Annotated in this window: 21 protein-coding genes; 14 read left to right on the top strand and 7 right to left on the bottom strand. The window is 60.5% G+C overall.

Translation table 11 applies throughout. The features are described from left to right. Positions 1-6 precede the first annotated feature (6 nt). The 6 genes from C6Y56_RS21135 (at position 7) to flgE (ending at position 5,018) form a co-directional block, all read left to right on the top strand. Positions 7-939 (top strand): chemotaxis protein CheV, encoded by a 933-nt coding sequence (locus C6Y56_RS21135; RefSeq protein ID WP_065258844.1) that lies wholly within the window; start codon positions 7-9, stop codon positions 937-939. Between the two features lie 47 nt (positions 940-986). Then, complete coding sequence (gene cheR / locus C6Y56_RS21130; RefSeq protein WP_007960327.1) at positions 987-1,814, top strand: protein-glutamate O-methyltransferase CheR; 828 nt, start codon at positions 987-989, stop codon at positions 1,812-1,814. A gap of 240 nt (positions 1,815-2,054) precedes the next feature. Then, positions 2,055-2,462, top strand: coding sequence for a flagellar basal body rod protein FlgB (gene flgB, locus C6Y56_RS21125; RefSeq protein ID WP_169431499.1), 408 nt, complete (start codon positions 2,055-2,057; stop codon positions 2,460-2,462). 3 nt (positions 2,463-2,465) lie between these two features. Then, a complete protein-coding gene (gene flgC / locus C6Y56_RS21120; RefSeq protein WP_054593596.1) occupies positions 2,466-2,909 on the top strand; it encodes a flagellar basal body rod protein FlgC in 444 nt (147 codons plus the stop codon). A 15-nt stretch (positions 2,910-2,924) separates the two neighbouring features. Continuing rightward, positions 2,925-3,653 (top strand): flagellar hook assembly protein FlgD, encoded by a 729-nt coding sequence (gene flgD / locus C6Y56_RS21115; RefSeq protein WP_169431498.1) that lies wholly within the window; start codon positions 2,925-2,927, stop codon positions 3,651-3,653. 30 nt (positions 3,654-3,683) lie between these two features. Then, positions 3,684-5,018 (top strand): flagellar hook protein FlgE, encoded by a 1,335-nt coding sequence (flgE, locus tag C6Y56_RS21110; protein WP_169431497.1) that lies wholly within the window; start codon positions 3,684-3,686, stop codon positions 5,016-5,018. Positions 5,019-5,245: 227 nt separating this feature from the next. Here flgE and C6Y56_RS21105 read toward each other — a convergent pair whose 3' ends face one another. Continuing rightward, positions 5,246-8,140, bottom strand: a complete 2,895-nt coding sequence (locus tag C6Y56_RS21105) for a ribonucleoside-diphosphate reductase subunit alpha (RefSeq protein WP_085730400.1) — start codon at positions 8,138-8,140, stop codon at positions 5,246-5,248. Between the two features lie 734 nt (positions 8,141-8,874). On the opposite strand from C6Y56_RS21105, the gene C6Y56_RS21100 reads away from it, so the two are divergent. Together C6Y56_RS21100 and C6Y56_RS21095 are read left to right on the top strand one after the other, a co-directional pair. Beyond that, positions 8,875-9,597: a response regulator gene (locus C6Y56_RS21100; protein ID WP_169431496.1), complete on the top strand. Its 723-nt coding sequence runs from the start codon at positions 8,875-8,877 to the stop codon at positions 9,595-9,597. Further along, positions 9,594-11,204 carry an ATP-binding protein gene (locus tag C6Y56_RS21095; RefSeq protein WP_169431495.1) on the top strand — a complete coding sequence of 537 codons (1,611 nt, stop codon included), beginning with the start codon at positions 9,594-9,596 and terminating at the stop codon, positions 11,202-11,204. Before C6Y56_RS21100 ends, C6Y56_RS21095 begins: the two co-directional genes overlap by 4 nt. Before the next feature lie 6 nt (positions 11,205-11,210). Here the strand turns inward: C6Y56_RS21095 and C6Y56_RS21090 are convergent, their stop codons facing one another. Together C6Y56_RS21090 and C6Y56_RS21085 are read right to left on the bottom strand one after the other, a co-directional pair. Next, positions 11,211-11,936, bottom strand: coding sequence for a 4'-phosphopantetheinyl transferase family protein (locus C6Y56_RS21090; protein ID WP_212633393.1), 726 nt, complete (start codon positions 11,934-11,936; stop codon positions 11,211-11,213). A gap of 84 nt (positions 11,937-12,020) precedes the next feature. Further along, positions 12,021-12,812 (bottom strand): dienelactone hydrolase family protein, encoded by a 792-nt coding sequence (locus tag C6Y56_RS21085; protein ID WP_169431493.1) that lies wholly within the window; start codon positions 12,810-12,812, stop codon positions 12,021-12,023. Between the two features lie 206 nt (positions 12,813-13,018). Here C6Y56_RS21085 and C6Y56_RS21080 point away from each other — a divergent pair, with 206 nt between their 5' ends. Together C6Y56_RS21080 and C6Y56_RS21075 are read left to right on the top strand one after the other, a co-directional pair. Then, positions 13,019-13,696, top strand: a complete 678-nt coding sequence (locus tag C6Y56_RS21080) for a response regulator transcription factor (RefSeq protein WP_169431492.1) — start codon at positions 13,019-13,021, stop codon at positions 13,694-13,696. After that, positions 13,693-15,039: an ATP-binding protein gene (locus C6Y56_RS21075; RefSeq protein WP_169431491.1), complete on the top strand. Its 1,347-nt coding sequence runs from the start codon at positions 13,693-13,695 to the stop codon at positions 15,037-15,039. The genes C6Y56_RS21080 and C6Y56_RS21075 overlap by 4 nt, the downstream gene beginning before the upstream one ends. A 4-nt stretch (positions 15,040-15,043) precedes the next feature. Here the strand turns inward: C6Y56_RS21075 and C6Y56_RS21070 are convergent, their stop codons facing one another. Then, positions 15,044-16,042 carry an AraC family transcriptional regulator gene (locus C6Y56_RS21070; RefSeq protein ID WP_169431490.1) on the bottom strand — a complete coding sequence of 333 codons (999 nt, stop codon included), beginning with the start codon at positions 16,040-16,042 and terminating at the stop codon, positions 15,044-15,046. Between the two features lie 354 nt (positions 16,043-16,396). Between C6Y56_RS21070 and C6Y56_RS21065 the strand changes: the two genes are divergently transcribed. Together C6Y56_RS21065 and C6Y56_RS21060 are read left to right on the top strand one after the other, a co-directional pair. Further along, positions 16,397-17,731: a dicarboxylate/amino acid:cation symporter gene (locus C6Y56_RS21065; RefSeq protein WP_169431489.1), complete on the top strand. Its 1,335-nt coding sequence runs from the start codon at positions 16,397-16,399 to the stop codon at positions 17,729-17,731. Positions 17,732-17,876: 145 nt separating this feature from the next. Beyond that, positions 17,877-19,058 (top strand): CaiB/BaiF CoA transferase family protein, encoded by a 1,182-nt coding sequence (locus tag C6Y56_RS21060; RefSeq protein WP_169431488.1) that lies wholly within the window; start codon positions 17,877-17,879, stop codon positions 19,056-19,058. A 36-nt stretch (positions 19,059-19,094) separates the two neighbouring features. Here C6Y56_RS21060 and C6Y56_RS21055 read toward each other — a convergent pair whose 3' ends face one another. Both C6Y56_RS21055 and C6Y56_RS21050 read right to left on the bottom strand, forming a co-directional pair. Further along, positions 19,095-19,589, bottom strand: coding sequence for a SprT family zinc-dependent metalloprotease (locus C6Y56_RS21055; RefSeq protein WP_169431487.1), 495 nt, complete (start codon positions 19,587-19,589; stop codon positions 19,095-19,097). 158 nt (positions 19,590-19,747) lie between these two features. Further along, complete coding sequence (locus tag C6Y56_RS21050; RefSeq protein ID WP_007917515.1) at positions 19,748-20,350, bottom strand: Yip1 family protein; 603 nt, start codon at positions 20,348-20,350, stop codon at positions 19,748-19,750. Positions 20,351-20,639: 289 nt separating this feature from the next. On the opposite strand from C6Y56_RS21050, the gene ttcA reads away from it, so the two are divergent. Both ttcA and C6Y56_RS21040 read left to right on the top strand, forming a co-directional pair. Beyond that, positions 20,640-21,464: a tRNA 2-thiocytidine(32) synthetase TtcA gene (gene ttcA / locus C6Y56_RS21045; RefSeq protein ID WP_169431486.1), complete on the top strand. Its 825-nt coding sequence runs from the start codon at positions 20,640-20,642 to the stop codon at positions 21,462-21,464. A gap of 68 nt (positions 21,465-21,532) precedes the next feature. Further along, entirely contained in the window at positions 21,533-22,207 is a 675-nt protein-coding gene (locus C6Y56_RS21040) for a DNA-3-methyladenine glycosylase I (protein WP_085683575.1), read from the top strand. Between the two features lie 99 nt (positions 22,208-22,306). Here the strand turns inward: C6Y56_RS21040 and C6Y56_RS21035 are convergent, their stop codons facing one another. Next, positions 22,307-22,732, bottom strand: coding sequence for a DUF2069 domain-containing protein (locus C6Y56_RS21035; protein ID WP_011335491.1), 426 nt, complete (start codon positions 22,730-22,732; stop codon positions 22,307-22,309). Position 22,733: the final 1 nt, after the last annotated feature.

Raw genomic sequence — 22,733 nt, 5'->3', positions numbered from 1 at the left:
CTGGGCATGGCTGGTGTAATGGATTCGGTGAACCAGCGCACGCAACTGGTAGGGCAGAATCGCCTGGAGCTGCTGTTGTTCCGTCTCGACGGCCAGCAGCTCTACGGGATCAACGTGTTCAAGGTTCGGGAAGTGCTGCAATGCCCGCAACTGACGCTGATGCCCAAGTCCAGTCCTGTCGTGTGCGGGGTGGCGAATATCCGGGGGGCGACCATTCCGATCCTTGATCTGGCAATGGCGACCGGCTCCGGGGCGTTGAAAGACAAGAACAGTCCGTTCGTGATCATCACGGAATACAACACCAAGACCCAGGGTTTCCTGGTGCGCTCGGTGGAACGTATCGTCAACATGAACTGGGAAGAGATCCATCCGCCACCCAAGGGGACCGGTCGCGATCATTACCTGACCGCTGTGACTCGGGTGGACAATCAGTTAGTCGAAATCATCGACGTCGAAAAGGTGCTGGCGGAAGTCGCACCGACACCGGAAGCGATTTCGGTCGGCGTGGTGGATGTCGAGACCCAGAGCAAGGCGCTGTCGCTGCGGGTACTGACGGTCGATGACTCGTCGGTGGCGCGCAAGCAGGTGACGCGTTGCCTGCAGACGGTCGGTGTCGAAGTGGTGGCGTTGAACGACGGCAAGCAGGCGCTGGATTACCTGCGCAAGCTGGTCGATGAGGGCAAGAAGCCGGAAGAAGAGTTCCTGATGATGATTTCCGACATCGAAATGCCGGAGATGGACGGGTACACCCTGACGGCGGAAATCCGCGGCGATCCTCGCATGCAAAAGCTTCATATCATCCTGCATACTTCGTTGTCGGGTGTGTTCAACCAGGCGATGGTCAAGAAGGTCGGTGCCGATGACTTCCTGGCCAAATTCCGTCCTGATGACCTGGCATCCCGGGTAGTCGACCGGATCAAAGCAGCAGATATCAGCTAGGGGCCTTTTGCCCCTGGCGTTCAACACGATTTAAGAGGCGGCATCATTTGTCTACGGGTAATTTGGATTTCGAACAGTTCCGGGTCTTCCTGGAAAAAGCCTGTGGCATTTTGCTCGGTGAAAACAAGCAGTACCTGGTGTCGAGCCGTCTCAACAAACTGATGGAGCAGCAAGGCATCAAGTCCCTGGGTGAGCTGGTACAGCGCATCCAGACACAGCCGCGCAGCGGTTTGCGCGAGCAGGTGGTCGATGCCATGACGACCAACGAAACCCTGTGGTTTCGCGACACCTATCCGTTTGAAGTCTTGAAGAACAAGGTGCTGCCCGAGGCAATCAAGGCGGCTCCCAACCAGCGTCTGCGGATCTGGTCGGCGGCCTGCTCGTCGGGTCAGGAACCCTATTCGCTGTCGATGTCGATCGACGAGTTCGAGCGGACCAACATCGGTCAGTTGAAGATGGGCGTGCAGATCGTCGCCACCGATCTGTCCGGCAGCATGCTGACCAACTGCAAGACCGGCGAGTACGACAGCCTGGCGATCGGTCGCGGCTTGTCCGCCGATCGTCTGCAGCGCTACTTCGACCCGAAAGGGCCCGGACGCTGGGTGATCAAGGCGCCGATCAAGAACCGGGTGGAATTCCGCTCGTTCAACCTGCTCGACAGCTACGCAAGCCTGGGCAAGTTCGACATCGTGTTCTGCCGCAACGTGCTGATCTACTTCTCCGCCGAGGTGAAGAAAGACATCCTGTTGCGCATTCACAGCACGCTGAAGCCGGGCGGCTATCTGTTCCTTGGCGCTTCCGAAGCGCTGAACGGTTTGCCGGATCATTACCAGATGGTCCAGTGCAGCCCGGGAATCATCTACCAGGCGAAGTGATCAAGACCGGCAACACAAGAAACGGGAGTCCTCAGGGCTTCCGTTTTTTTATGCCTGAAGGTTTTGCCGGTGGCGGCAGGCGGCAGAAAAGCGGCAGCCGGCGGAAACCGGTTGCCGCTTTTCTGGCATTGCCGCGTCGTCTGTTCAGTGCAAAGCCCCGTAATCCGGGGCTTTCTAAAGCTGGCACGACGCTTGCTATAACCCTGTTACGAAAAATCCGGTCACCTGAAGGTTCCCGACATGAGCATCAGCTTCGATAAAGCGCTCGGCATTCACGAAAAGGCTCTGGGCTTCCGCGCCCAGCGTGCCGAAGTGCTGGCCAACAACATCGCCAACGCCGACACCCCGAACTACAAGGCTCGGGATCTGGACTTCTCCAAAGTGCTCGAAGCACAGAGCCAGAAGAACGCCAATGGCACCATCGCCCTGAACATGACCAACAGCCGTCACATTGAGGCTGAGGGCCTGGGCAATGGCGACGAGTCGCTGATGTATCGCACGCCGATGCAGCCGTCGATCGACCAGAACACCGTGGATGCCCAACTGGAACAGTCGAACTACGCGCAAAACGCCGTCGGCTTCCAGGCCAGCTTCACGCTGCTCAACAGCAAATTCAAAGGGCTGGTGTCAGCCCTGCGCGGAGAGTAATCCATGTCCCTGTCCAGCGTTTTCAACATTGCCGGCAGCGGCATGAGCGCCCAGACCACGCGTTTGAACACCGTGGCCTCGAACATCGCCAACGCCGAGACCGTCTCGTCGAGCATCGACCAGACCTACCGTGCCCGTCACCCGGTATTCGCCACCATGTTCCAGGGTGGTCAGAGCGGTGGCAGCAATTCGCTGTTCCAGAACCAGGACGCGGCAGGTCAAGGCGTGCAGGTCCTGGGCGTGGTCGAAGACCAGAGCAACCTCGAAGCGCGCTACGAGCCGAATCATCCGGCAGCCGACGCCAAGGGCTACGTCTACTACCCGAACGTCAACGTGGTGGAAGAAATGGCTGACATGATTTCCGCGAGCCGGTCGTTCCAGACCAACGCCGAAATGATGAACACCGCCAAAACCATGATGCAGAAGGTACTGACCCTCGGTCAGTAATAAGGGGCGACTGCCATGAGCGTTACCGATACCACCAGCAGCCTGACGATGAAGGACATACTGGCCAACTCTTCGAAGAAGACCAGTAGCACCACCACCGGCGGCATTGCTTCGGCCACCAACAGTGCGACCGGCGGCCAGGCCCTGGGCAAGGATGCGTTTCTGCAACTGCTGGTGACCCAGCTGAAGAACCAGAACCCGCTCGACCCGCAGGACAACAGTGCATTCGTTGCGCAGTTGGCGCAGTTCAGCAGCCTCGAGGGCATCACTACCCTCAACAGTACCGTCAGTTCGCTGGCCGGCAACTACAACTCCTCGCAAGCGTTGCAGGCGTCGTCGCTGGTCGGCCGTAATGTGATCGTGCAGACCAACACGGTTCAACTGGACGATCCGAGCAAAGGCATGACCGGTTCGGTCACCGTCCCGTCGTCGATTGCCGGCGGCACCGTCACCATCACCGACAGCAGTGGCACGGCGATTCGCACCATCGATCTGGGCAGTCGCGCCGCAGGTGCCGCGAGCTTCACATGGGACGGCAAGGACAAGGACGGCAACCTGGTGAAAACCGGTAACTACACCGTCAAGGCCAACGCCTCGATCAATGGCACCGCGACCGACCTGGCGACCTACCTGCCAGCCACGGTCACCAGCGTGACCATCAGCCAGACCGGCGGTGAGCTGATGCTCAACCTGTCCGGCAAGGGCACCGTTGCTCTGTCCAAAGTACAAACCATTGGTATATAGAGCCGACTAACCGGCACAAAGGAGTGGAATATGTCTTTCAATATCGGCCTTAGCGGTCTCTATGCAGCCAACAAACAACTGGACGTGACCGGCAACAACATCGCCAACGTCGCGACCGCCGGTTTCAAATCCTCCCGCGCGGAATTCGAAGACGTATATTCGTCGACTCGTCTGGGCAGCGGCAGCAAGGTCATCGGTAACGGTGTGCGCCTGGCCAACGTTTCCCAGCAGTTCACCCAGGGTGACATCAACAACACCGGCAACGTGCTGGACATGGGCATCAACGGCTCCGGCTTCTTCACCATGAGCAACAACGGCTCGATTTCCTACACCCGTGCCGGTACGTTCAAAGTTGATAACAACGGCTACATCACCAACACCGACTACACCTCGCGCCTGCAAGGTTACGGTGTGGATTCCAACGGCAAGATCCTCAACGGCGTACTGACCGACCTCAAGATCGACACCTCGAACCTGGCGCCGAAGTCCACTTCGCTGGTGACGTCGACGATCAACCTGGACTCGTCCGCGCCGAAGATCATTGATACCGGCGCCAGTGCTGTCGTGTTCGATCCGACCAAGATCGAGACTTACACCAAGCAATTCAGCACCCCGATCTATGACAGCCAGGGCAACTCGCACGTCATGGATCAGTACGTGGTGAAAACCGGTGACAACATCTGGAAGGTATACACCCTGGTGGACGGTCGTAACCCGGATGCTACCGGCAGCGATCCGAAAACCACCCCGCCAGTCGCATCCACCATGACGTTTGACTCGAGTGGCAAACTGACTCAGATCAGCACGCCTGACCCGGCGAACCCGGGGACCCCGATCATCAGCAGTGATCTGGTCCTGAGAAACTGGAAGCCAGGCACCGTGACCAACGGCACCTTTACGCCGAACGGCGCGGCCGCCAACCCGAATGGCGTGACCATTTCCATGGCCAAGACCACTCAGTACAACGCTGACACCGCCCGTTCGATCCCGACTCAGGATGGCTACGCCACCGGCCAGATCACCAACCTGACCATCGACGGTACCGGCACGCTGTTCGCCAACTTCAGCAACAACCAGAGCAAGGCCATCGGCCAGGTCGCACTGGCCAGTTTCACCAACGAGCAGGGCCTTCAGGCGATCGGCGGCACCAGTTGGAAAGAAACCTACGCTTCGGGTATCCCGGGCTACGACGCGCCGAAAACCGGTACGTTGGGTGAGGTGGTATCCAACTCGCTGGAAGAGTCGAACGTCAACCTGACCAACGAGCTGGTGGACCTGATCAAGGGCCAGAGCAACTATCAGGCGAACGCCAAGACCATTTCCACCCAGAGCACCATCATGCAGACCATCATTCAGATGACCTGATTCCGGTTTCTGGCTGTACAAGGAGCCCCTCTTTGAGGGGCTTTTTTGTGTCCGGGTATCGGGTGGCTATCGGTATCACTTGAACGGGCGACTCGGTCGTTCCTCGTTCTCCCTGGCAGGGCCGGGCTGGGGCTTTTTCTTGCGGGCAAAAGAAAACCCCCGACAAACCGGAGGTCTGTCGGGGGCTTCTCGAATCGGGCGTTTCGCAACGCCCGATTCAGCTCAGCTTACTGGCAAGCTTCGCAATCCGGCTCGTCGATGGCGCACGCCTTCGGCACTGGAGCAGGGCCGGCAGGCGCTGCCAGGACCGAATCGTCACCGTGGTTGCCGCCGCTGGAAACAGCGTTCAGCTTGCCGGTGTTGATGGTCGACTTCTCGGTGCTGGTCGCGGCCAGGGCACGGAGGTAGTAGGTGGTTTTCAGACCACGGTACCAGGCCATGCGGTAGGTCACATCGAGTTTCTTGCCCGATGCACCAGCGATGTACAGGTTCAGCGACTGGGCCTGGTCGATCCACTTCTGACGACGGCTGGCGGCGTCAACGATCCACTTGGTGTCCACTTCGAACGCGGTCGCGTAGAGCTCTTTGAGTTCCTGCGGGATGCGCTCGATCTGCTGAACCGAACCGTCGTAGTACTTCAGGTCGTTGATCATGACCGAGTCCCACAGACCGCGAGCCTTCAGGTCGCGAACCAGGTACGGGTTGATCACGGTGAATTCGCCCGACAGGTTCGATTTCACATACAGGTTCTGGTAGGTCGGTTCGATCGACTGCGAGACGCCGGTGATGTTGGCGATGGTCGCGGTCGGTGCGATGGCCATGATGTTCGAGTTACGGATGCCTTTCTGTACACGGGCGCGAACCGGTGCCCAGTCCAGGGACTCGGTCAGGTCGACGTCGATGTACTTCTGGCCACGTGCTTCGATCAGGATCTGTTGCGAATCCAGCGGCAGAACGCCTTTGGACCACAGCGAACCCTGGAACGTCTCGTACGAGCCGCGCTCGTCAGCCAGGTCGCAGGAAGCCTGGATCGCGTAGTAGCTGACCGCTTCCATCGACTTGTCGGCGAACTCGACAGCAGCGTCGGAACCGTAAGGGATGTGCTGCAGGTACAGCGCGTCCTGGAAGCCCATGATGCCCAGGCCGACCGGACGGTGGCGGAAGTTGGAGTTCTTCGCCTGCGGTACCGAGTAGTAGTTGATGTCGATCACGTTGTCGAGCATGCGCACGGCGACGTCGATGGTGCGCTTGAGCTTGGCGGTGTCCAGCTTGCCGTCGACGATGTGGTTCGGCAGGTTGATCGAGCCCAGGTTGCAGACCGCGATCTCGTCCTTGTTGGTGTTCAAGGTGATCTCGGTGCACAGGTTCGAGCTGTGAACGACGCCGACGTGCTGCTGCGGGCTGCGCAGGTTGCACGGGTCCTTGAAGGTCAGCCATGGGTGGCCGGTTTCGAACAGCATCGACAGCATCTTGCGCCACAGGTCTTTGGCCTGGATGGTCTTGAACAGCTTGATCTTGCCCGGGTACTCGGTCAGGGCTTCGTAGTACTCGTAGCGCTCTTCGAAGGCCTTGCCGGTCAGGTCGTGCAGGTCCGGTACTTCGGATGGCGAGAACAGGGTCCACTTGCCGTCATCGAAGACACGCTTCATGAACAGGTCAGGGATCCAGTTGGCGGTGTTCATGTCGTGGGTACGACGACGATCATCACCGGTGTTCTTGCGCAGCTCGATGAACTCTTCGATGTCCATGTGCCAGGTTTCCAGGTAGGCACACACAGCGCCTTTGCGCTTGCCACCCTGGTTGACGGCGACGGCGGTGTCGTTCACCACTTTCAGGAACGGAACCACGCCTTGCGACTTGCCGTTGGTGCCCTTGATGTACGAACCCAGTGCACGAACCGGCGTCCAGTCGTTGCCCAGGCCGCCGGCGAATTTCGACAGCATGGCGTTGTCGTGGATCGCGTGGTAGATGCCCGACAGGTCATCCGGCACGGTGGTCAGGTAGCAGCTCGACAGCTGTGGACGCAGGGTACCGGCGTTGAACAGGGTCGGAGTCGATGCCATGTAGTCGAAGGACGACAGCAGGTTGTAGAACTCGATCGCACGGTCTTCTTTCTGCTTCTCTTCGATCGCCAGGCCCATGGCCACGCGCATGAAGAAGATCTGCGGCAGTTCGAAGCGCACGCCATCCTTGTGGATGAAGTAACGGTCGTACAGGGTCTGCAGGCCCAGGTAGGTGAATTGCTGGTCGCGCTCGTGGTTGATCGCCTTGCCCAGTTTTTCCAGGTCGAAGGAGGCCAGCACAGGGTTCAGCAGTTCGAATTCGATACCTTTGGCAACGTAGGCCGGCAGCGCCTTGGCGTAGAGGTCGGCCATCTCGTGGTGAGTGGCGCTCTCGGCCACGCCCAGGAAGCCCAGGCCTTCGGCGCGCAGGGTGTCCATCAGCAGACGGGCGGTCACGAACGAGTAGTTCGGCTCGCGCTCGACCAGGGTGCGCGCGGTCATTACCAGCGCAGTGTTGACGTCGTTCAGGGCCACGCCGTCGTACAGGTTCTTCAGGGTTTCGCGCTGGATCAGGTCGCCGTCGACTTCGGCCAGACCTTCGCAGGCCTCGGTCACGATGGTGTTCAGGCGGCCCATGTCCAGTGGCGCGAGGCTGCCGTCGGCGCGGGTGATGCGGATCGACGGGTGCGCCTGAACCGGAGCATCGGCGGTGGTGCGGGTGGCGCGCTCTTTGGAGCGGGCATCGCGGTAGATCACGTAGTCGCGAGCCACTTTCTGCTCGCCGGCACGCATCAGGGCCAGTTCGACCTGGTCCTGGATTTCTTCGATGTGGATGGTGCCGCCCGACGGCATGCGACGCTTGAAGGTCGCGGTGACCTGTTCGGTCAGGCGGGCAACGGTGTCGTGGATTCGCGACGAAGCGGCAGCGGTGCCGCCCTCAACTGCGAGAAACGCTTTGGTGATAGCGACGGTGATCTTGTCATCGGTGTAAGGAACGACAGTGCCATTACGCTTGATCACGCGCAGTTGACCAGGCGCGGTGGCAGCCAGATCCGAATTCGAATCGGCGGCCTGCGGCAAGGTGCCCTGCGGGTTCTCGCGAGTTGTGTCGGTTTGCATGGGTGTCTCCACGTTCTCTATGTTTGTTTGGGCACCATCACGGTGCCCACCGTTCCGTCCTGAAGCACTACGACCGGCCAGCGCCGGGTAACGACTTCGGGACAGTTCAGGAAGGGGGCCTTGTGGGCGCCGCTTCCATGCCGAAGTCTTCGGTTCGCGCGATACGCGTGAAACCGCATTCCTTTCGGGGAGCAGTTTGGAACTGCAACACCCGTACCGTTTACGCCGTGATCGGCTGAAAAACGGTAGCCATCCGCAGGCGCGGTTTGGGCTTCTCAAAATACGTTTGGTTCAACCCGACAATGGCAATAAAAAGCCTTGAATTCACTGTCCGGTTTGTGTTTGGTTTTTTGCGTCAAACCCTATATGTAGGGTTTTTTTGAGCGCGGGCTACAAGATAATGCGTTTTGGGGGGCGATTGCAATGGACAGCCTGTGGATAACCCTGTGCGTAAATTGTGTGCGAAACAGGGAAAACCTTTGTAGGCCGTGAACCTGCTGAGCTAGACCGTTTGTCACTGTTTTTCAGTCGGGAAAAACGCTTCAGCGGATTTTTAAGGGCGCGAACCCTATCACAAAAATCCGCCTTGTCCGAACGCATTTACCGACTTGTGTTCTGGCTGTACGCCGTTTATACAATCGGCCCGTGCGCACGCATTCTTATCCTCCTTAAAGATGACAAAAAGACGGGAGGATCCTTCCTTTATAAGCAGCATCGGCAAGCAGAGGTCACCCGTGGAGCATGAAGCCTGGCAGGTATTGATAGTCGAGGACGACCAGCGTCTGGCCGAACTGACCCGCGAATACCTGCAAGCCAACGGATTGCATGTGGAGATCGAGGGCAACGGAGCCCACGCGGCGGCGCGGATCATCAAGGAACAGCCGGATCTGGTGATCCTCGACCTGATGCTCCCCGGCGAAGACGGCCTGAGCATCTGCCGCAAGGTGCGCGACCAGTACGACGGACCGATCCTCATGCTGACCGCGCGCACCGACGATGCCGACCAGATCCTCGGCCTCGACATCGGCGCCGATGATTATGTGTGCAAACCGGTGCGTCCGCGGCTGTTGCTGGCGCGTATCCAGGCGTTGTTGCGACGCAGTGACGCACCGGAGCCGGCGTCGGGCAAACCTCGTCGTCTGCAGTTCGGCCCTTTGGTGGTCGACAACGCCTTGCGCGAAGCCTGGCTGAGCGACAGCGGCATCGAGTTGACCAGCGCCGAATTCGACCTGTTGTGGCTGCTGGTATCCAACGCCGGAAGGATTCTGTCGCGGGAAGAAATCTTCACCGCGCTGCGCGGCATCGGTTACGACGGCCAGGACCGCTCGATCGATGTGCGCATCTCGCGCATCCGCCCGAAGATCGGCGACGACCCCGATCACCCGCGCCTGATCAAGACCGTGCGCAGCAAAGGCTATCTGTTCGTGCCTGAAGCCTGCGTAGAACTGCCACTGTGAACTCGATCTTCCTGCGCATCTACGGCGGCATGTGCGCGGCGCTGATTCTGGTGGCGGTGCTCGGCGTACTGGCGCTGCACCTGCTCAATCAGGTGCGCAGCGAGCAATACCGCGAGCGCCTGGCCCACGGCACGTTTTCCCTGATGGCGGACAACCTGCAGCCGATGAACGAGACCGAGCGTCACCGTGCCTTGCTGGTCTGGGAGCGGCTGCTGGGAATTCCGCTGGCATTGAAAACCTTTGCCCAGACCGATCTCGATCTCACCCAGCGCACCCGCGTGCAGCGCGGCCAGGCACTGGTCGAACAGACCGGGCCGCACGCGGCAAAGGTCTACCGGATGGTCAGCGACAAGGAGCAGCTTGTGCTGGTGGGCGAGGTGCAGCAGATCAGCGAGCAACTGGCCCGGGCGACGATCTACCTGCTGGCCGATGAACTGGTGCGGGTGCCGGTGGGTGAACAACCCAGACGCCTGGCGCAATTAAAGGAAGAGAAAGGGTTCGGCTTCGACCTGCGACTGGTCACCGTGGACGAAGCCGACATGGACGAAGACCAGAGCCGTCGTGTATCGGAGGGCGATACGGTGATGGCGCTGGGCAAGGGCGGTGATTCGATCCGTGTGTTCGCCGGGATGGTCGGCACGCCGTGGGTGCTGGAAATCGGCCCGCTCTATCAGATGAATCCGTACCCGCCGCAATGGCTGGTGCTGATTGCGGCATTGGGTCTGACCCTGATCGGTCTCATCGTCTATTTACTGGTGCGTCAGCTCGAACGGCGCTTGCGTGGTCTCGAAGCGGCGGCCACGCGTATCGCCAAGGGCAGCCTGGAAACTCGCGTGCCGGCGCGCGGTGCCGACTCGGTGGGAAAACTGGCGGCCGCGTTCAACGGCATGGCCGAGCATCTGCAGCAATTGCTGGCGATCCAGCGTGAGCTGGTGCGCGCGGTGTCCCATGAGTTGCGCACGCCGGTGGCGCGCCTGCGGTTCGGTCTGGAAATGATCGGCTCGGCCACCACCCCGCAGGCCCTGGAGAAATACCGTGAAGGCATGGACCACGATATCGAGGACCTCGATAAGCTGGTGGACGAAATGCTCACCTATGCGCGGCTGGAGCAGGGCTCGCCGGCCTTGACGTTCCAGCGTCTGGACCTCGATGCGCTGGTCAATCAGGTGATCGAGGAACTGGCGCCGTTACGTGCGGATGTCATCGTGCAGCGCGGTCTGTGCCTGTCGGCGGCCGATTGTGATGGCGCCTGGGTCGAGGCCGAACCGCGCTTCCTGCACCGTGCCTTGCAGAATCTGGTGAGCAACGCCATGCGCCATGCGCGCTCGAAGGTCACGGTGAGTTATCAGGTCGGACAGATGCGTTGCCGGGTGGATGTCGAGGACGACGGTCCCGGTGTGCCGGAAAGTGCCTGGGAGAAAATCTTCACGCCGTTTCTGCGGCTGGACGACAGCCGTACCCGGGCGTCCGGTGGGCACGGGTTGGGGCTGTCGATCGTGCGGCGGATCATCCACTGGCATGACGGCCGGGCGCTGATCGGCAAGAGCAAGAGTCTGGGCGGGGCGTGTTTCAGCCTGAGCTGGCCGCGAAATCAGGAGCGACGCTGAAGGTGCTCAAGCCTGGATGCTGACCAGACTCAACAACTGCCCGTCGTGTACCCCGAACTGTGCGTCCAGTTCGGTCCCGTTGCACCATTCGCTAGACAGGTCCGTCAGCAGTCGCAGCCGTACCTGACCCTGTTCGGTCCATTCGAGCATTTCGGCGTGCTCGAAATAGAAACGCTTCTGGACAATCGGGTACAGCGCCTTGAAGAGGCTTTCCTTCACCGAAAACGTCAGGGTCACCCACAGCGCCAGTTGATCGCGGGCGCCGGCGGCCATGCGCTGCATTTCTGGCGGGGTGAGAATTTCTCCGGCCAGCCGCTCGGCCCGTTCGGCGTTGAGCAGGTTTTCCAGGTCCATGCCCAGCCCGCGCCAGTGTTGCTTGTTGGCGACAATCGCCGCCGCCCGGCCGGTGCTGTGGGTGATCGAGCCGCAGATGTGTGCCGGCCACACCGGTGCGCGATCCTCGCCAATCGCCGGAACATTGCTTGAACCTTCCAGTTGTTGCAGCGCGGCCCGGGCGCAAATCCGCCCTGCCAGAAACTCCGCCTGACGCTTGGCCACCGAACGCTGGATACTCGGCGGCGGTTCGATGGCACTGCGGCGGAAGTCATCGCCGAGCAGTTGTGACGGGTCGAAGTGGGTGCTCAGCAGCACGGTGTCCGGCAGCACGATCGGCAATGGCCAGTGGGCATCGAGCGGGGTGCAGCAAGCGGGGAGGAGAGGGCTGGAATTCATGGCGGGCATTTTGCCGGGTTGCTTTGAGGCTGGATAGTGCGCAGGTGTGGAACGTTCCCGCGCAGGGCGCGGGAACGAGTGGGCTCAGCCAAAGATTTTCTTGAAGAAGGCCTGCATGTCCGCCCAGGACTTTTCATCCGCGGCCTTGTTGTAACCGATATCCGGGCCACCGTGATCGCCATGGCTCAGGCGATCCGCGTCGGGGTTGGTGAAGCCATGCTTGGCGCCGTCGAGGCTGACGAATTGATAGTCGGCGCCGGCCTTGTCCATTTCAGACTTGAACGCCGTGACGTTGTCGGCAGTCACCATGCTGTCCAGTGCGCCGTGCTCGACGAGGATCTTCGACTTAACGCTGCCCGGTGTCGCCGGGGTCTTGGTGGCCAGTGCGCCGTGGAAACTCACTACGCCGGCCAATGGCACCCCCTGGCGCGCCGCATTCAACACCACGCCTCCACCGAAGCAGTAACCGATGGCGGCCAGCTTGCCGGTGTCGGTCTGTGGCTGCTTCTTCAGCAGGTCGAGGCCGGCCTCGAAGCGTTTGCTGGCAGCATCGGCGTTCTGCGTGGCCGCCTGCATGAACGCCATCGCATCTTTCGGGTGCTCGGTGTTCTTGCCGTCACCGTACATGTCGATAGCCAGCGCGCTGTAGCCGAGCCCGGCGAGATCCCGGGCGCGGCGCTTGGCGTAGTCATTCAGCCCCCACCATTCATGGACCACTACCACGCCGGGACGAGGGCCCTTGATCGCGTCGTCATAGGCGTAATAACCGATCAGTTTCGTGCCATCGGCGCTCTGATAAGGTATTTCCTGAGTCTTGATCGCCGCCGCGCTGAGGCTGCTGAAGGCGAGCAGGGTGAGGGCAAGGAACAGGCGCATGATCGGGTCTCCTGACAGTAAAAGGTCAAGACAGCCTAGTTCATTTGATTGCGCCCGGGTTCAGGGTGCGTTCAGGGCAGGTACAGGCCGGGTTCAGTAATCTTGAGCCACGTGCGAGGGATGAAATGAACAGAACCCTCAAAAGCGGCAGTACACCGTTGTCGCAGGTATGCTGTTGCAGATGCTGATTGGCCCGGGAGAGTGTCATGAAACTGTTGGTCGTCGAAGATGAAGCGCTGTTGCGCCATCACCTGCAAACCCGCCTGACGGAAAGCGGTCACGTGGTCGAGTCCGTGGCCAATGCCGAAGAGGCGCTGTATCAGACCGGGCAATTCAATTTTGACCTGGCGGTGATCGACCTTGGCCTGCCGGGCATGGGCGGGCTCGATCTGATCCGCCAGCTGCGCCAGGACGGCAAAAGCTTTCCGATCCTGATCCTCACCGCCCGTGGCAACTGGCAGGACAAGGTCGAAGGCCTGGCTGCCGGTGCCGACGATTACCTGGTCAAGCCGTTTCAGTTCGAAGAGCTGGAAGCGCGGCTCAATGCGCTGTTGCGTCGTTCCAGCGGCTTTACCCAGTCGACCATTGTCGCCGGTCCGTTGTTGCTCGACCTCAATCGCAAGCAGGCGACCCTCGATGAGCAGCCATTGGCCCTGACCGCCTACGAATACCGGATTCTGGAATACCTGATGCGCCATCACCAGCAAGTGGTGCCCAAGGATCGCCTGATGGAGCAGCTCTACCCGGACGACGACGAGCGTGATCCGAACGTGATCGAAGTGCTGGTCGGGCGTCTGCGGCGCAAGCTCGAAGGCACGGCCGGGTTCAAGCCGATCGACACGGTGCGCGGGCTCGGCTATCTGTTCAATGAGCGCTGCACTTGATCCGTTCGCTTCGCGTTCGCTTGATGCTGGCCGCCACGACGTTGGCGGTGTTGTTCATGCTCGCCCTGCTTCCGGCGATGCAAGGGGCGTTCAGTCTGGCGCTGCAGGATTCCATCGAGCAGCGCCTGGCATCGGACGTCACCACACTGATTTCCGCGGCACGGATTGAAAACGGTCGGCTGGTGATGCCGATGCAGTTGCCGGACGAGCGATTCAACCTCGCCGACTTCCGTCTGCTCGGCTACATCTACGACCGCGAAGGTCATCTGGTCTGGCGCTCGAAAGCGACCCAGGAAGAGCAGATCAACTACAAACCGCGTTACGACGGGATGGGCAGCGAGTTTGCGCGGATTCGCGAAGCCAGCGGTCAGGAGTTCTTCGTCTACGACGTCGAGGTCAAACTGCTCGGTGGCAAGAATGCGGCGTTCAGCATCGTCGCGCTGCAACCGGTGCGTGAGTACGAAACCACCCTCGAAGGCCTGCGGGAAAACCTCTACCTCGGTTTCGGCGCGGCGCTGCTGGTCTTGCTTTCGTTGCTGTGGATCGGCCTGACCTGGGGCCTCAAGGCGTTGCGCCGGCTCAGCCAGGAGCTGGACGAAATCGAAAGCGGCACCCGCGAAAGCCTCACCGAACAGCACCCCCGTGAGCTGTTGCGTCTGACCGGCTCGCTCAACCGCTTGCTGCACAGCGAGCGCCAGCAACGCAGCCGTTACCGCGACTCCCTCGACGATCTGGCCCACAGCCTGAAAACCCCGCTGGCGGTCTTGCAGGGGGTCAGTGAAGACATGGCCCAGCGTCCCGAAGATCGCGATCAGGCCTGGGTGCTGCAAACCCAGATTGAACGCATGAGTCAGCAAATCAGCTACCAGTTGCAGCGCGCGAGCCTGCGCAAAAGTGGTCTGGTGCGCCATCAGGTACGCTTGCGCCCGGTACTCAAAAGCCTGTGCGATACCCTGGACAAGGTCTACCGCGATAAACACGTACGGGTGGCGTTCGACCTGCCGGAGCACTGCTATGTGCCGATCGAGCAGGGCGCCTTGCTGGAGATGATGGGCAACCTGCTGGAAAATGCCTATCGCCTGTGCCTGGGCGAAGTGCGTATCAGCGTGCGCGAAACCCTGGCCGGGATCGAGTTGTGCATCGAAGACGACGGCCCCGGTGTTCCGCAGCATCAGCGGGCGCGGATACTTGAGCGGGGAGAGCGTCTGGATCGCCAGCACCCGGGGCAGGGGATCGGCCTGGCGGTGGTCAAGGACATCATCGAGAGCTACAACGCGAAACTGACATTGGGCGATTCGCCGATGGGCGGGGCGGCGTTCAGGATTCATTTCCCGGCGATGTGACCGCCTACTGTTCCTGCGCCCGATAAGCCCCCGGCGTCAGCCCCGTCCACTTCTTGAACGCCCGATGAAACGCCGACGGTTCGGAAAACCCGAGCTGTTCGGCGATCTGTTGCAACGACAGATCGGCCCGCCCCAGGTGATAAATCGCGATGTCCCGCCGCAGTTGATCCTTCAATTCCTGAAAACTGGTGCCTTCCTCGCGCAAATGCCGGCGCAGGGTTTGCGGGCTGATGTGCAGGTGCGCGGCCACCGCTTCGAGGTCCGGCCAGCGTGCGCTGTCATGGCTGAGCAGGCGGCGCAATCGGCTGCTCAGGCTATTGCCGTCATCCGGGCGGGACAGCAGGTCGGCGGGGGAGCGTTCGAGGAAATGCTTGAGGGTGCGTTCGTCCTGCAGCAGCGGCATGTGCAGATAGCGACTGTGAAACACCAGGCTGCTCTGGGAGGCGGAAAACGCCAGCGGGCAGGAGAACAGCAAATCGTATTCAGCCCCGTGCGCCGGTTTCGGGTAGCTGAAACCGGCCTGTTCCAGGCGAATCCGCTGGCCGATCAGCCAGCTGCCGAGGCGGTGCCAGATCACCAGCAGGCTCTCGCTGAGAAAGTGATCCGGGTCCCACCATTGCGCATCGTCGAGGCTCAGGCGTACCCATTCGTCTTCATGGGTCAGCGTCAGGCGCGGGGCTTCGGGGAATAGGCTATAAAACAATAAGCCGCGTTGCAGAGCCTTTTCCAGGCTGCGGCAATGAATGATGGCGTGGCACATCATGGCGAAGCTGCCGGGTTTGCTCGGCGCGTTGCCGAAGCCCAGGTATTCGTCGTCCAGGGCCAGCCACAGGTTCTGGATCAGTTGAGTGAATTGCTCCGGGGCGATCCGCGCGCGCGGTTCGTCGAGCAGTTCGGGGCTGATGCCCAGTTGCTGCAGCAGGTCCGAATAGTCGTAACCCGAGCGCCGCGCGCCACCGAGGGCGGCGCGGGCAAAGTGACTGGCGATGGTGCGTTCGCGCATGGGCGGCAGATCCTTCCTCTGGCCGATCGATGGTAGCGGCTGCCTTTGATCGGTAACAAGGCGGATTTCCGCCAAATTGTAGGACGAGGTCGGGCGAGTTGGCGGAAATCCGCCACACTTGAGTAACCGAACGGTGACACAGAAAAACCCGTATCCCCTGATATCAAAAGGCTTGCAGCGATTTGCACCAAAGTGGCACGACGTTTGCGATAAGAGCAACAGAAGCGTGCGCCGAGCCGGTCCGGAACAGCGCCGTTCGACACAACAAATCCCTCCAGTGCAGGAGGGTTCGCAATTCAAGTGTCGCGTACAACAGATGGATGTTGCCGCGCGGGACTCTTGAGGAACTTTGCAATGACGACTCGTCAGCCACTGTACAAATCCCTGTATTTTCAGGTGATCGTCGCAATTTGTATCGGTATCGCGCTCGGTCACTACTACCCGCAGTTCGGTGTGGCCGTAAAGCCGCTGGGTGACGGGTTCATCAAACTGATCAAAATGATCATCGCCCCGATCATCTTCTGCACCGTAGTCAGCGGCATCGCCGGCATGCAGAACATGAAATCGGTCGGCAAGACCGGCGGTTACGCACTCCTGTACTTCGAAATCGTTTCGACCATTGCCCTGCTGGTCGGCCTGATCGTGGTCAACATCGTGCAACCGGGCAACGGCATGCACATCGACGTCAGCACCCTCGACGCCTCGAAAGTCGCCACCTACGTACAGCAAGGTGCTGACCAGAGCGTCGTCGGCTTCCTGCTCAACGTGATCCCGACCACCATCGTCGGCGCGTTCGCCACCGGTGACATCCTGCAAGTGCTGATGTTCTCGGTGATCTTCGGTTTCGCCCTGCACCGCCTGGGTGCCTACGGCAAGCCGATCCTGGACTTCATCGATCGCTTCGCCCACGTGATGTTCAACATCATCAACATGATCATGAAGCTCGCGCCAATCGGTGCCTTCGGTGCGATGGCCTTCACCATCGGTGCCTACGGCGTCGGCTCGCTGGTGCAACTGGGTCAACTGATGGCGTGCTTCTACATTACTTGCCTGGCGTTCATCCTGATCGTGCTCGGCGGTATCGCCCGCATGCACGGCTTCAGCGTGCTGAAGATGATCCGCTACATCCGTGAAGAACTGCTGATCGTGCTGGGTACTTCCTCGTCGGAATCGGTACTGCCACGCATGCTGATCAAGATGGAGCGTCTGGGCGCGAAGAAATCGGTAGTGGGTCTGGTGATTCCGACCGGTTACTCGTTCAACCTTGACGGTACCGCGATCTACCTGACCATGGCGGCCGTGTTCATCGCTCAGGCGACCGATACCCACATGGACATCACTCACCAGATCACTCTGTTGGTGGTGTTGCTGCTGTCCTCCAAAGGCGCCGCCGGTGTGACCGGTTCGGGCTTCATCGTGCTGGCCGCCACCCTGTCGGCGGTAGGTCACCTGCCGGTGGCCGGTCTGGCGCTGATCCTGGGTATCGACCGCTTCATGTCCGAAGCCCGCGCCCTGACCAACCTGGTCGGCAACGCCGTTGCCACCATCGTTGTGGCCAAGTGGGTCAAGGAACTGGATACCGACGTGCTGCAAACCGAGCTGGCCTCGGGCGGTCGCGGTATCGTTGACCAGCGTCACGAAGATGACCTGGGTGTGGCCGAAGGCCCAACCCCGAGCAATGTGAAGTAAGCATCGCTTGAATGGAAAAACCCGCTTCGGCGGGTTTTTTCTTGCCTGCGATTTGAGCGCAACGGTCAGTGCAACTGATGCATCCGGTAATTGCCCCATCGCCGACGGCTGCCTAGGCTGCATGCATCGTTGATGGAGATCGCCCATGTCTGCACCGCTGGCCTCACTGAAGATTCTCGATTTCTCGACCCTGCTGCCGGGACCGTTCGCCTCACTGCTGCTGGCGGACATGGGCGCCGAAGTGCTGCGCATCGAATCGCCGACCCGACTCGATCTGCTGAGGGTGTTGCCGCCCCACGATCACGGGATCTCGGCCAGCCACGCTTATCTCAACCGCAACAAGCGCAGTCTGGCACTGGACCTCAAACAGCCCGAGGCGCAGGAGCTGGTCAAGCGGTTGCTGGCGGACTACGACATCGTGCTGGAGCAGTTTCGTCCCGGCGTGATGGAGCGGCTGGGGCTGGGTTACGAGGCGCTGAAGGCGATCAATCCGAAGCTGATTTATGTCTCGATCACCGGTTACGGCCAGACCGGGCCGTTCAGGGACCGCGCCGGCCACGACATCAACTATCTGGCGCTGGCCGGGCTCTCCAGCTACACCGGGCGCGCCGACAGCGGGCCGTTGCCGCTGGGCATGCAGGTGGCGGATATCGCGGGTGGCTCGCTGCACGGGGTGATCGGTCTGCTGGCAGCGGTAATCTCTCGCCAACAGACCGGGCAGGGCACGCACCTGGACGTGAGCATGACCGACTGTGCGTTCAGCCTGAACGCCATGGCCGGCGCCGGGTATCTGGCCTGCGGCGAGGAACCGGGCCGGGAGGATCAGATGCTCAATGGCGGCAGTTTCTATGACTATTACCGTTCCCGGGACGGGCGCTGGATGTCGGTGGGCAGTCTGGAACCGGCCTTCATGCAGCCATTGTGTGCGGCGCTGGGCCGGCCGGAACTGGCGGCGCAGGGTTTGTCACCCAAGCCCGAGCAACAGCGCGCGCTCAAGGACGCCTTGAAGATCGAGTTCGAGAAGCACGACTTTGCTGAACTGTGCGAGCTGTTCGCCGGGATCGACGCCTGTGTCGAACCGGTGTTGAACCTGGGCGAGGCGGTGCAGCATCCGCAATTGCAGGCCCGGGAACTGGTGACGCAGGTGCCCCGTGGCGATGGCTCTGTGCAGGCGCAGATGGCGTGTCCGCTGAAGTTTTCCCAAGCGTTGCCGGCGCCTCGATATGTCGGTGCGGCGCTGGGGCAGCATACGGATCAGGTGTTGGGGGAGTTGGGTTTAAGTCCTGAGCGGATTGCCGAACTGCGTGCCGCGAAAGTGGTTTTATAGATCGTTCCCACGCTCTGCGTGGGAACGAGGTGGGGCTTACTCGACCCGCGTTTCGCCACTGAACACCAGCGTGTTGCGACAGCGTCGGCACAAATACCGCCGCCCCTGTCTGACGAGGCTATGGCGCTGCGCCGAAAACGGAAAATCGCTGTCCGCACACGGGCATTTGTAGATGTAGCGGGTCACGCTTCGGCGTTTGATTTCATAGGTGTGGCAGCGGTCCGGCGGCAGCTCGTAAACGCCGCGCATGATCAGTTGCCACTCCTCGCCGTGGGGCTGGACGCGATCGCCGAACAGTTGATGGGCGATCAGGTGCGCGACTTCATGGGCCACGGTCTGCTTGAGGAAGTGTTCGGCGTTTTCCCGGTACAGCTGCGGATTGAAGCGCAGCAGGTTCTCGTGCAGATGCGCGACCCCGGCTTTTTGCCCGCGCAGCTTGAGGCTCACCACGGGGCGTTTGAAAGGACGTTTGAAAAAGGATTCAGCGAGTTGGAAACAGTCTTCGACGCGGGTATTGAGTTGCTCGGGCATGCTTGATGGATCTCCAGAGGTTTGGAGTATGCCGCAACCGTCCATTCTTGCGAATCACCCGTCTGCCGAATGGTCGCGACGTCTGTTTCAGGCATGAGAAGGCCGCCTTGCGGCGGCCTGTGTTGGCGGATCTTGTTCTTCTCGGAAGGAGCCGGTTGCTAATTGGTGTAGACGGGCCCCACGCCCAGTCCCCAGACAATCACGGTAAACGCCATGATGGCCACCAGCACCACCAGACCCACCGCCAGCACCGAACTGGAGAACAGGAAACCCTCATCGGACGGAATGTTCATGAAGGTCGGCAGCCCCACGTACAACAGGTACACCGTGTAGCAAATGGCCGCCGTGCCGACGATCATCCCCAGCCACATGTGCGGATAGAGCGCCGCCAGGCCGCCGACGAACAACGGCGTCGCGGTGTAGGTGGCAAACGCGACGCAACGGGCCAGGCTCGGGTTGGCGTCATAGGTGCGGGCCATCCAGTGCACGAAGGCACCCATGACCGCGACCCCGCCGAGCATTGCCAGGTACGACATGACCGTCATCCAGATTGCGCTTTCGACGGTGAGCATGACCGGCGCGCGGTTGCCGATCACCCAGCCGACCTGGGTGGTGCCGATAAACGCCGAAACAGCGGGGATCGCCGCCAGAATCAGCGTGTGCGTCAGGTACATGTGGCTGATGCTTTCTTCCTGGTCGCCACGGATTTCCTTCCATTCCTGATCGGGGTGGGTAAAAAGTCCCACTACGTGATGGATCATGCCAGTCACTCCTCTCGTTATTGCCATCGCCCCCCAGCGGAGCGCCTACGGGCCAATGTGGCCGAGCAAATACAGGTCTTCAGATTGTGTGCGACCTTATGTCGCAGTATAGAAAGGTCTTAACCGCACAGGTATTAGGGTCTTAGAGCAAATCGCGCTGTAAACCGGCGGGGTAATCGCGTCGGGGTCTGTGCAAGCGGGCATTCGAGGGGGCGACAACCTGTGGCCACAAGCCAGGTGTTTTTGCGTAAAATGCCCGCCTTTCGTCACACCTCACGGATTTCGCGTCATGGGCACTCTTACGGTCAACCAGAACAAACTGCAAAAGCGCCTGCGCCGCCTGGCCGGCGAAGCGGTCGCCGACTTCAACATGATCGAAGACGGCGACAAGGTCATGGTCTGCCTGTCCGGGGGCAAGGACAGCTACACCATGCTCGACGTGCTGATGCACCTGCAGAAGGTTGCGCCGATCAAGTTCGATATCGTCGCCGTGAACATGGACCAGAAGCAGCCGGGTTTCCCCGAGCACGTGCTGCCGGCCTACCTCAAAGAGCTGGGCATCGAGTACCACATCGTCGAGAAGGACACCTACTCGGTGGTCAAGGAGCTGATCCCGGAAGGCAAGACCACCTGCTCGCTGTGCTCGCGCCTGCGTCGCGGCACGCTGTACACCTTCGCCGACGAAATCGGTGCGACCAAAATGGCCCTCGGTCATCACCGCGACGACATCGTCGAGACGTTTTTCCTCAACATGTTCTTCAACGGCAGCCTCAAGGCCATGCCGCCGAAGCTGCGCGCCGATGACGGGCGCAACGTGGTGATCCGTCCACTGGCCTACTGCAACGAGAAAGACATTCAGGCCTACTCGGACTTCAAGCAATTCCCGATCATTCCGTGCAACCTCTGCGGTTCTCAGGAAAATCTGCAACGTCAGGTGGTCAAGGAAATGCTCCAGGACTGGGAGCGCAAGACCCCGGGCCGTACCGAGAGCATTTTCCGCAGCCTGCAGAACGTGATCCCGTCGCAACTGGCTGACCGTAACCTGTTTGACTTCACCAGCCTGAAGATCGACGAGACGGCGGCTTCGCGATTCGTCAACGTGGTGAACCTGTAAGCGATCTGATCGCTCGAAAGAAACGGCGCTCGCGGGCGCCGTTTTCAATTCATTTTTTAGGAGAGGGCATGCGCGACTACAAGTGGCTGCACGAATACTGTCTGAACCGCTTCGGTTCGGCGGCTGAACTGGAAGCCCATCTGCCCGTTCCCAAGACCCCGGCGCAATTGCGCAAGATCAGCGACGACCGTTACCTCTCGACCATGGCCCTGCGGGTGTTTCGCGCCGGCCTCAAGCACAGTCTGGTGGACGCCAAGTGGCCAGCCTTTGAAGAAGTGTTCTTCAAGTTCGACCCGGAAAAGGTCGTGCTGATGAGCGCCGAACACCTTGAGCGGTTGATGCAGGATGCGCGGATCATCCGTCACCTGGGCAAGCTCAAAAGCGTGCCGCGCAATGCGCAGTTCATTCTGGACGTCGAGAAAGAGAAGGGCAGCTTCGGCGCGTTGCTGGCCGACTGGCCGGTGACCGACATCGTCGGTTTGTGGACGTACCTGAAAAAGCACGGCCATCAATTGGGCGGGCTGTCGGCGCCACGCTTCTTGCGCATGGTCGGCAAGGATACGTTTGTGCCGAGCTACGACGTGGTCGCGGCGCTGAATGCGCAAAAGATTGTCGACAAGGTGCCGAGCAGTCTGCGGGATCTGGCGACGGTGCAGAATGCGTTCAACCAGTGGCATGAAGAGAGCGGTGGACGGCCGATGAGCCAGATATCGATGATGTTGGCCTATACCGTCAACCATTGAGACTGAGTCGCCCGCATCGCTAGCAGGCTAGCTCCCACAGAAGATTTGTGAATGACGCAAATCCAGTGTGGGAGCCAGCCTGCTGGCGATAGCGGTCTGTCAGGCGACGGAGACTTCGCCTTCGCCGGCCAGCTTGCGATTCAACTGATACCGCCACCGCACATACAGCAGCGCCGAGCAGAACACCGCCAGACTGGCGATCATCTCCAGCACGCCAAACAGCTGACGGCTCGGGTCATACGCCGCCAGCGCGCCCTTGATGAAATACAGATTCACCACAAAGCACATCCACGAATGCCCGCGTGCGCTGCCCATGATCATGCCCGGTGCGAGCACAATCCACGGGATCAGTTCGATCAGCAGAATCACCCACGGCCGCGCGCCATGCAGGTCGGCGAACACCAGGTAATAAGCGGCGAGCAATCCGGCCAGGCCGAAAAAGCACAGCAGACTGATCACCCGCATCGCCCGTACCCGTGGCTCCAGCCATTCGACGGCGGGCAGGACTTTCGGCTTTCTGGCCATC

Origin of the sequence: Pseudomonas fluorescens (assembly GCF_012974785.1) — a bacterium.
GTDB classification, from domain to species: Bacteria; Pseudomonadota; Gammaproteobacteria; order Pseudomonadales; family Pseudomonadaceae; genus Aquipseudomonas; species Aquipseudomonas fluorescens_BT.
The sequence above is the reverse complement of the archived record's forward strand: the minus strand, read 5'-3'. Positions and strand labels throughout refer to the sequence as shown.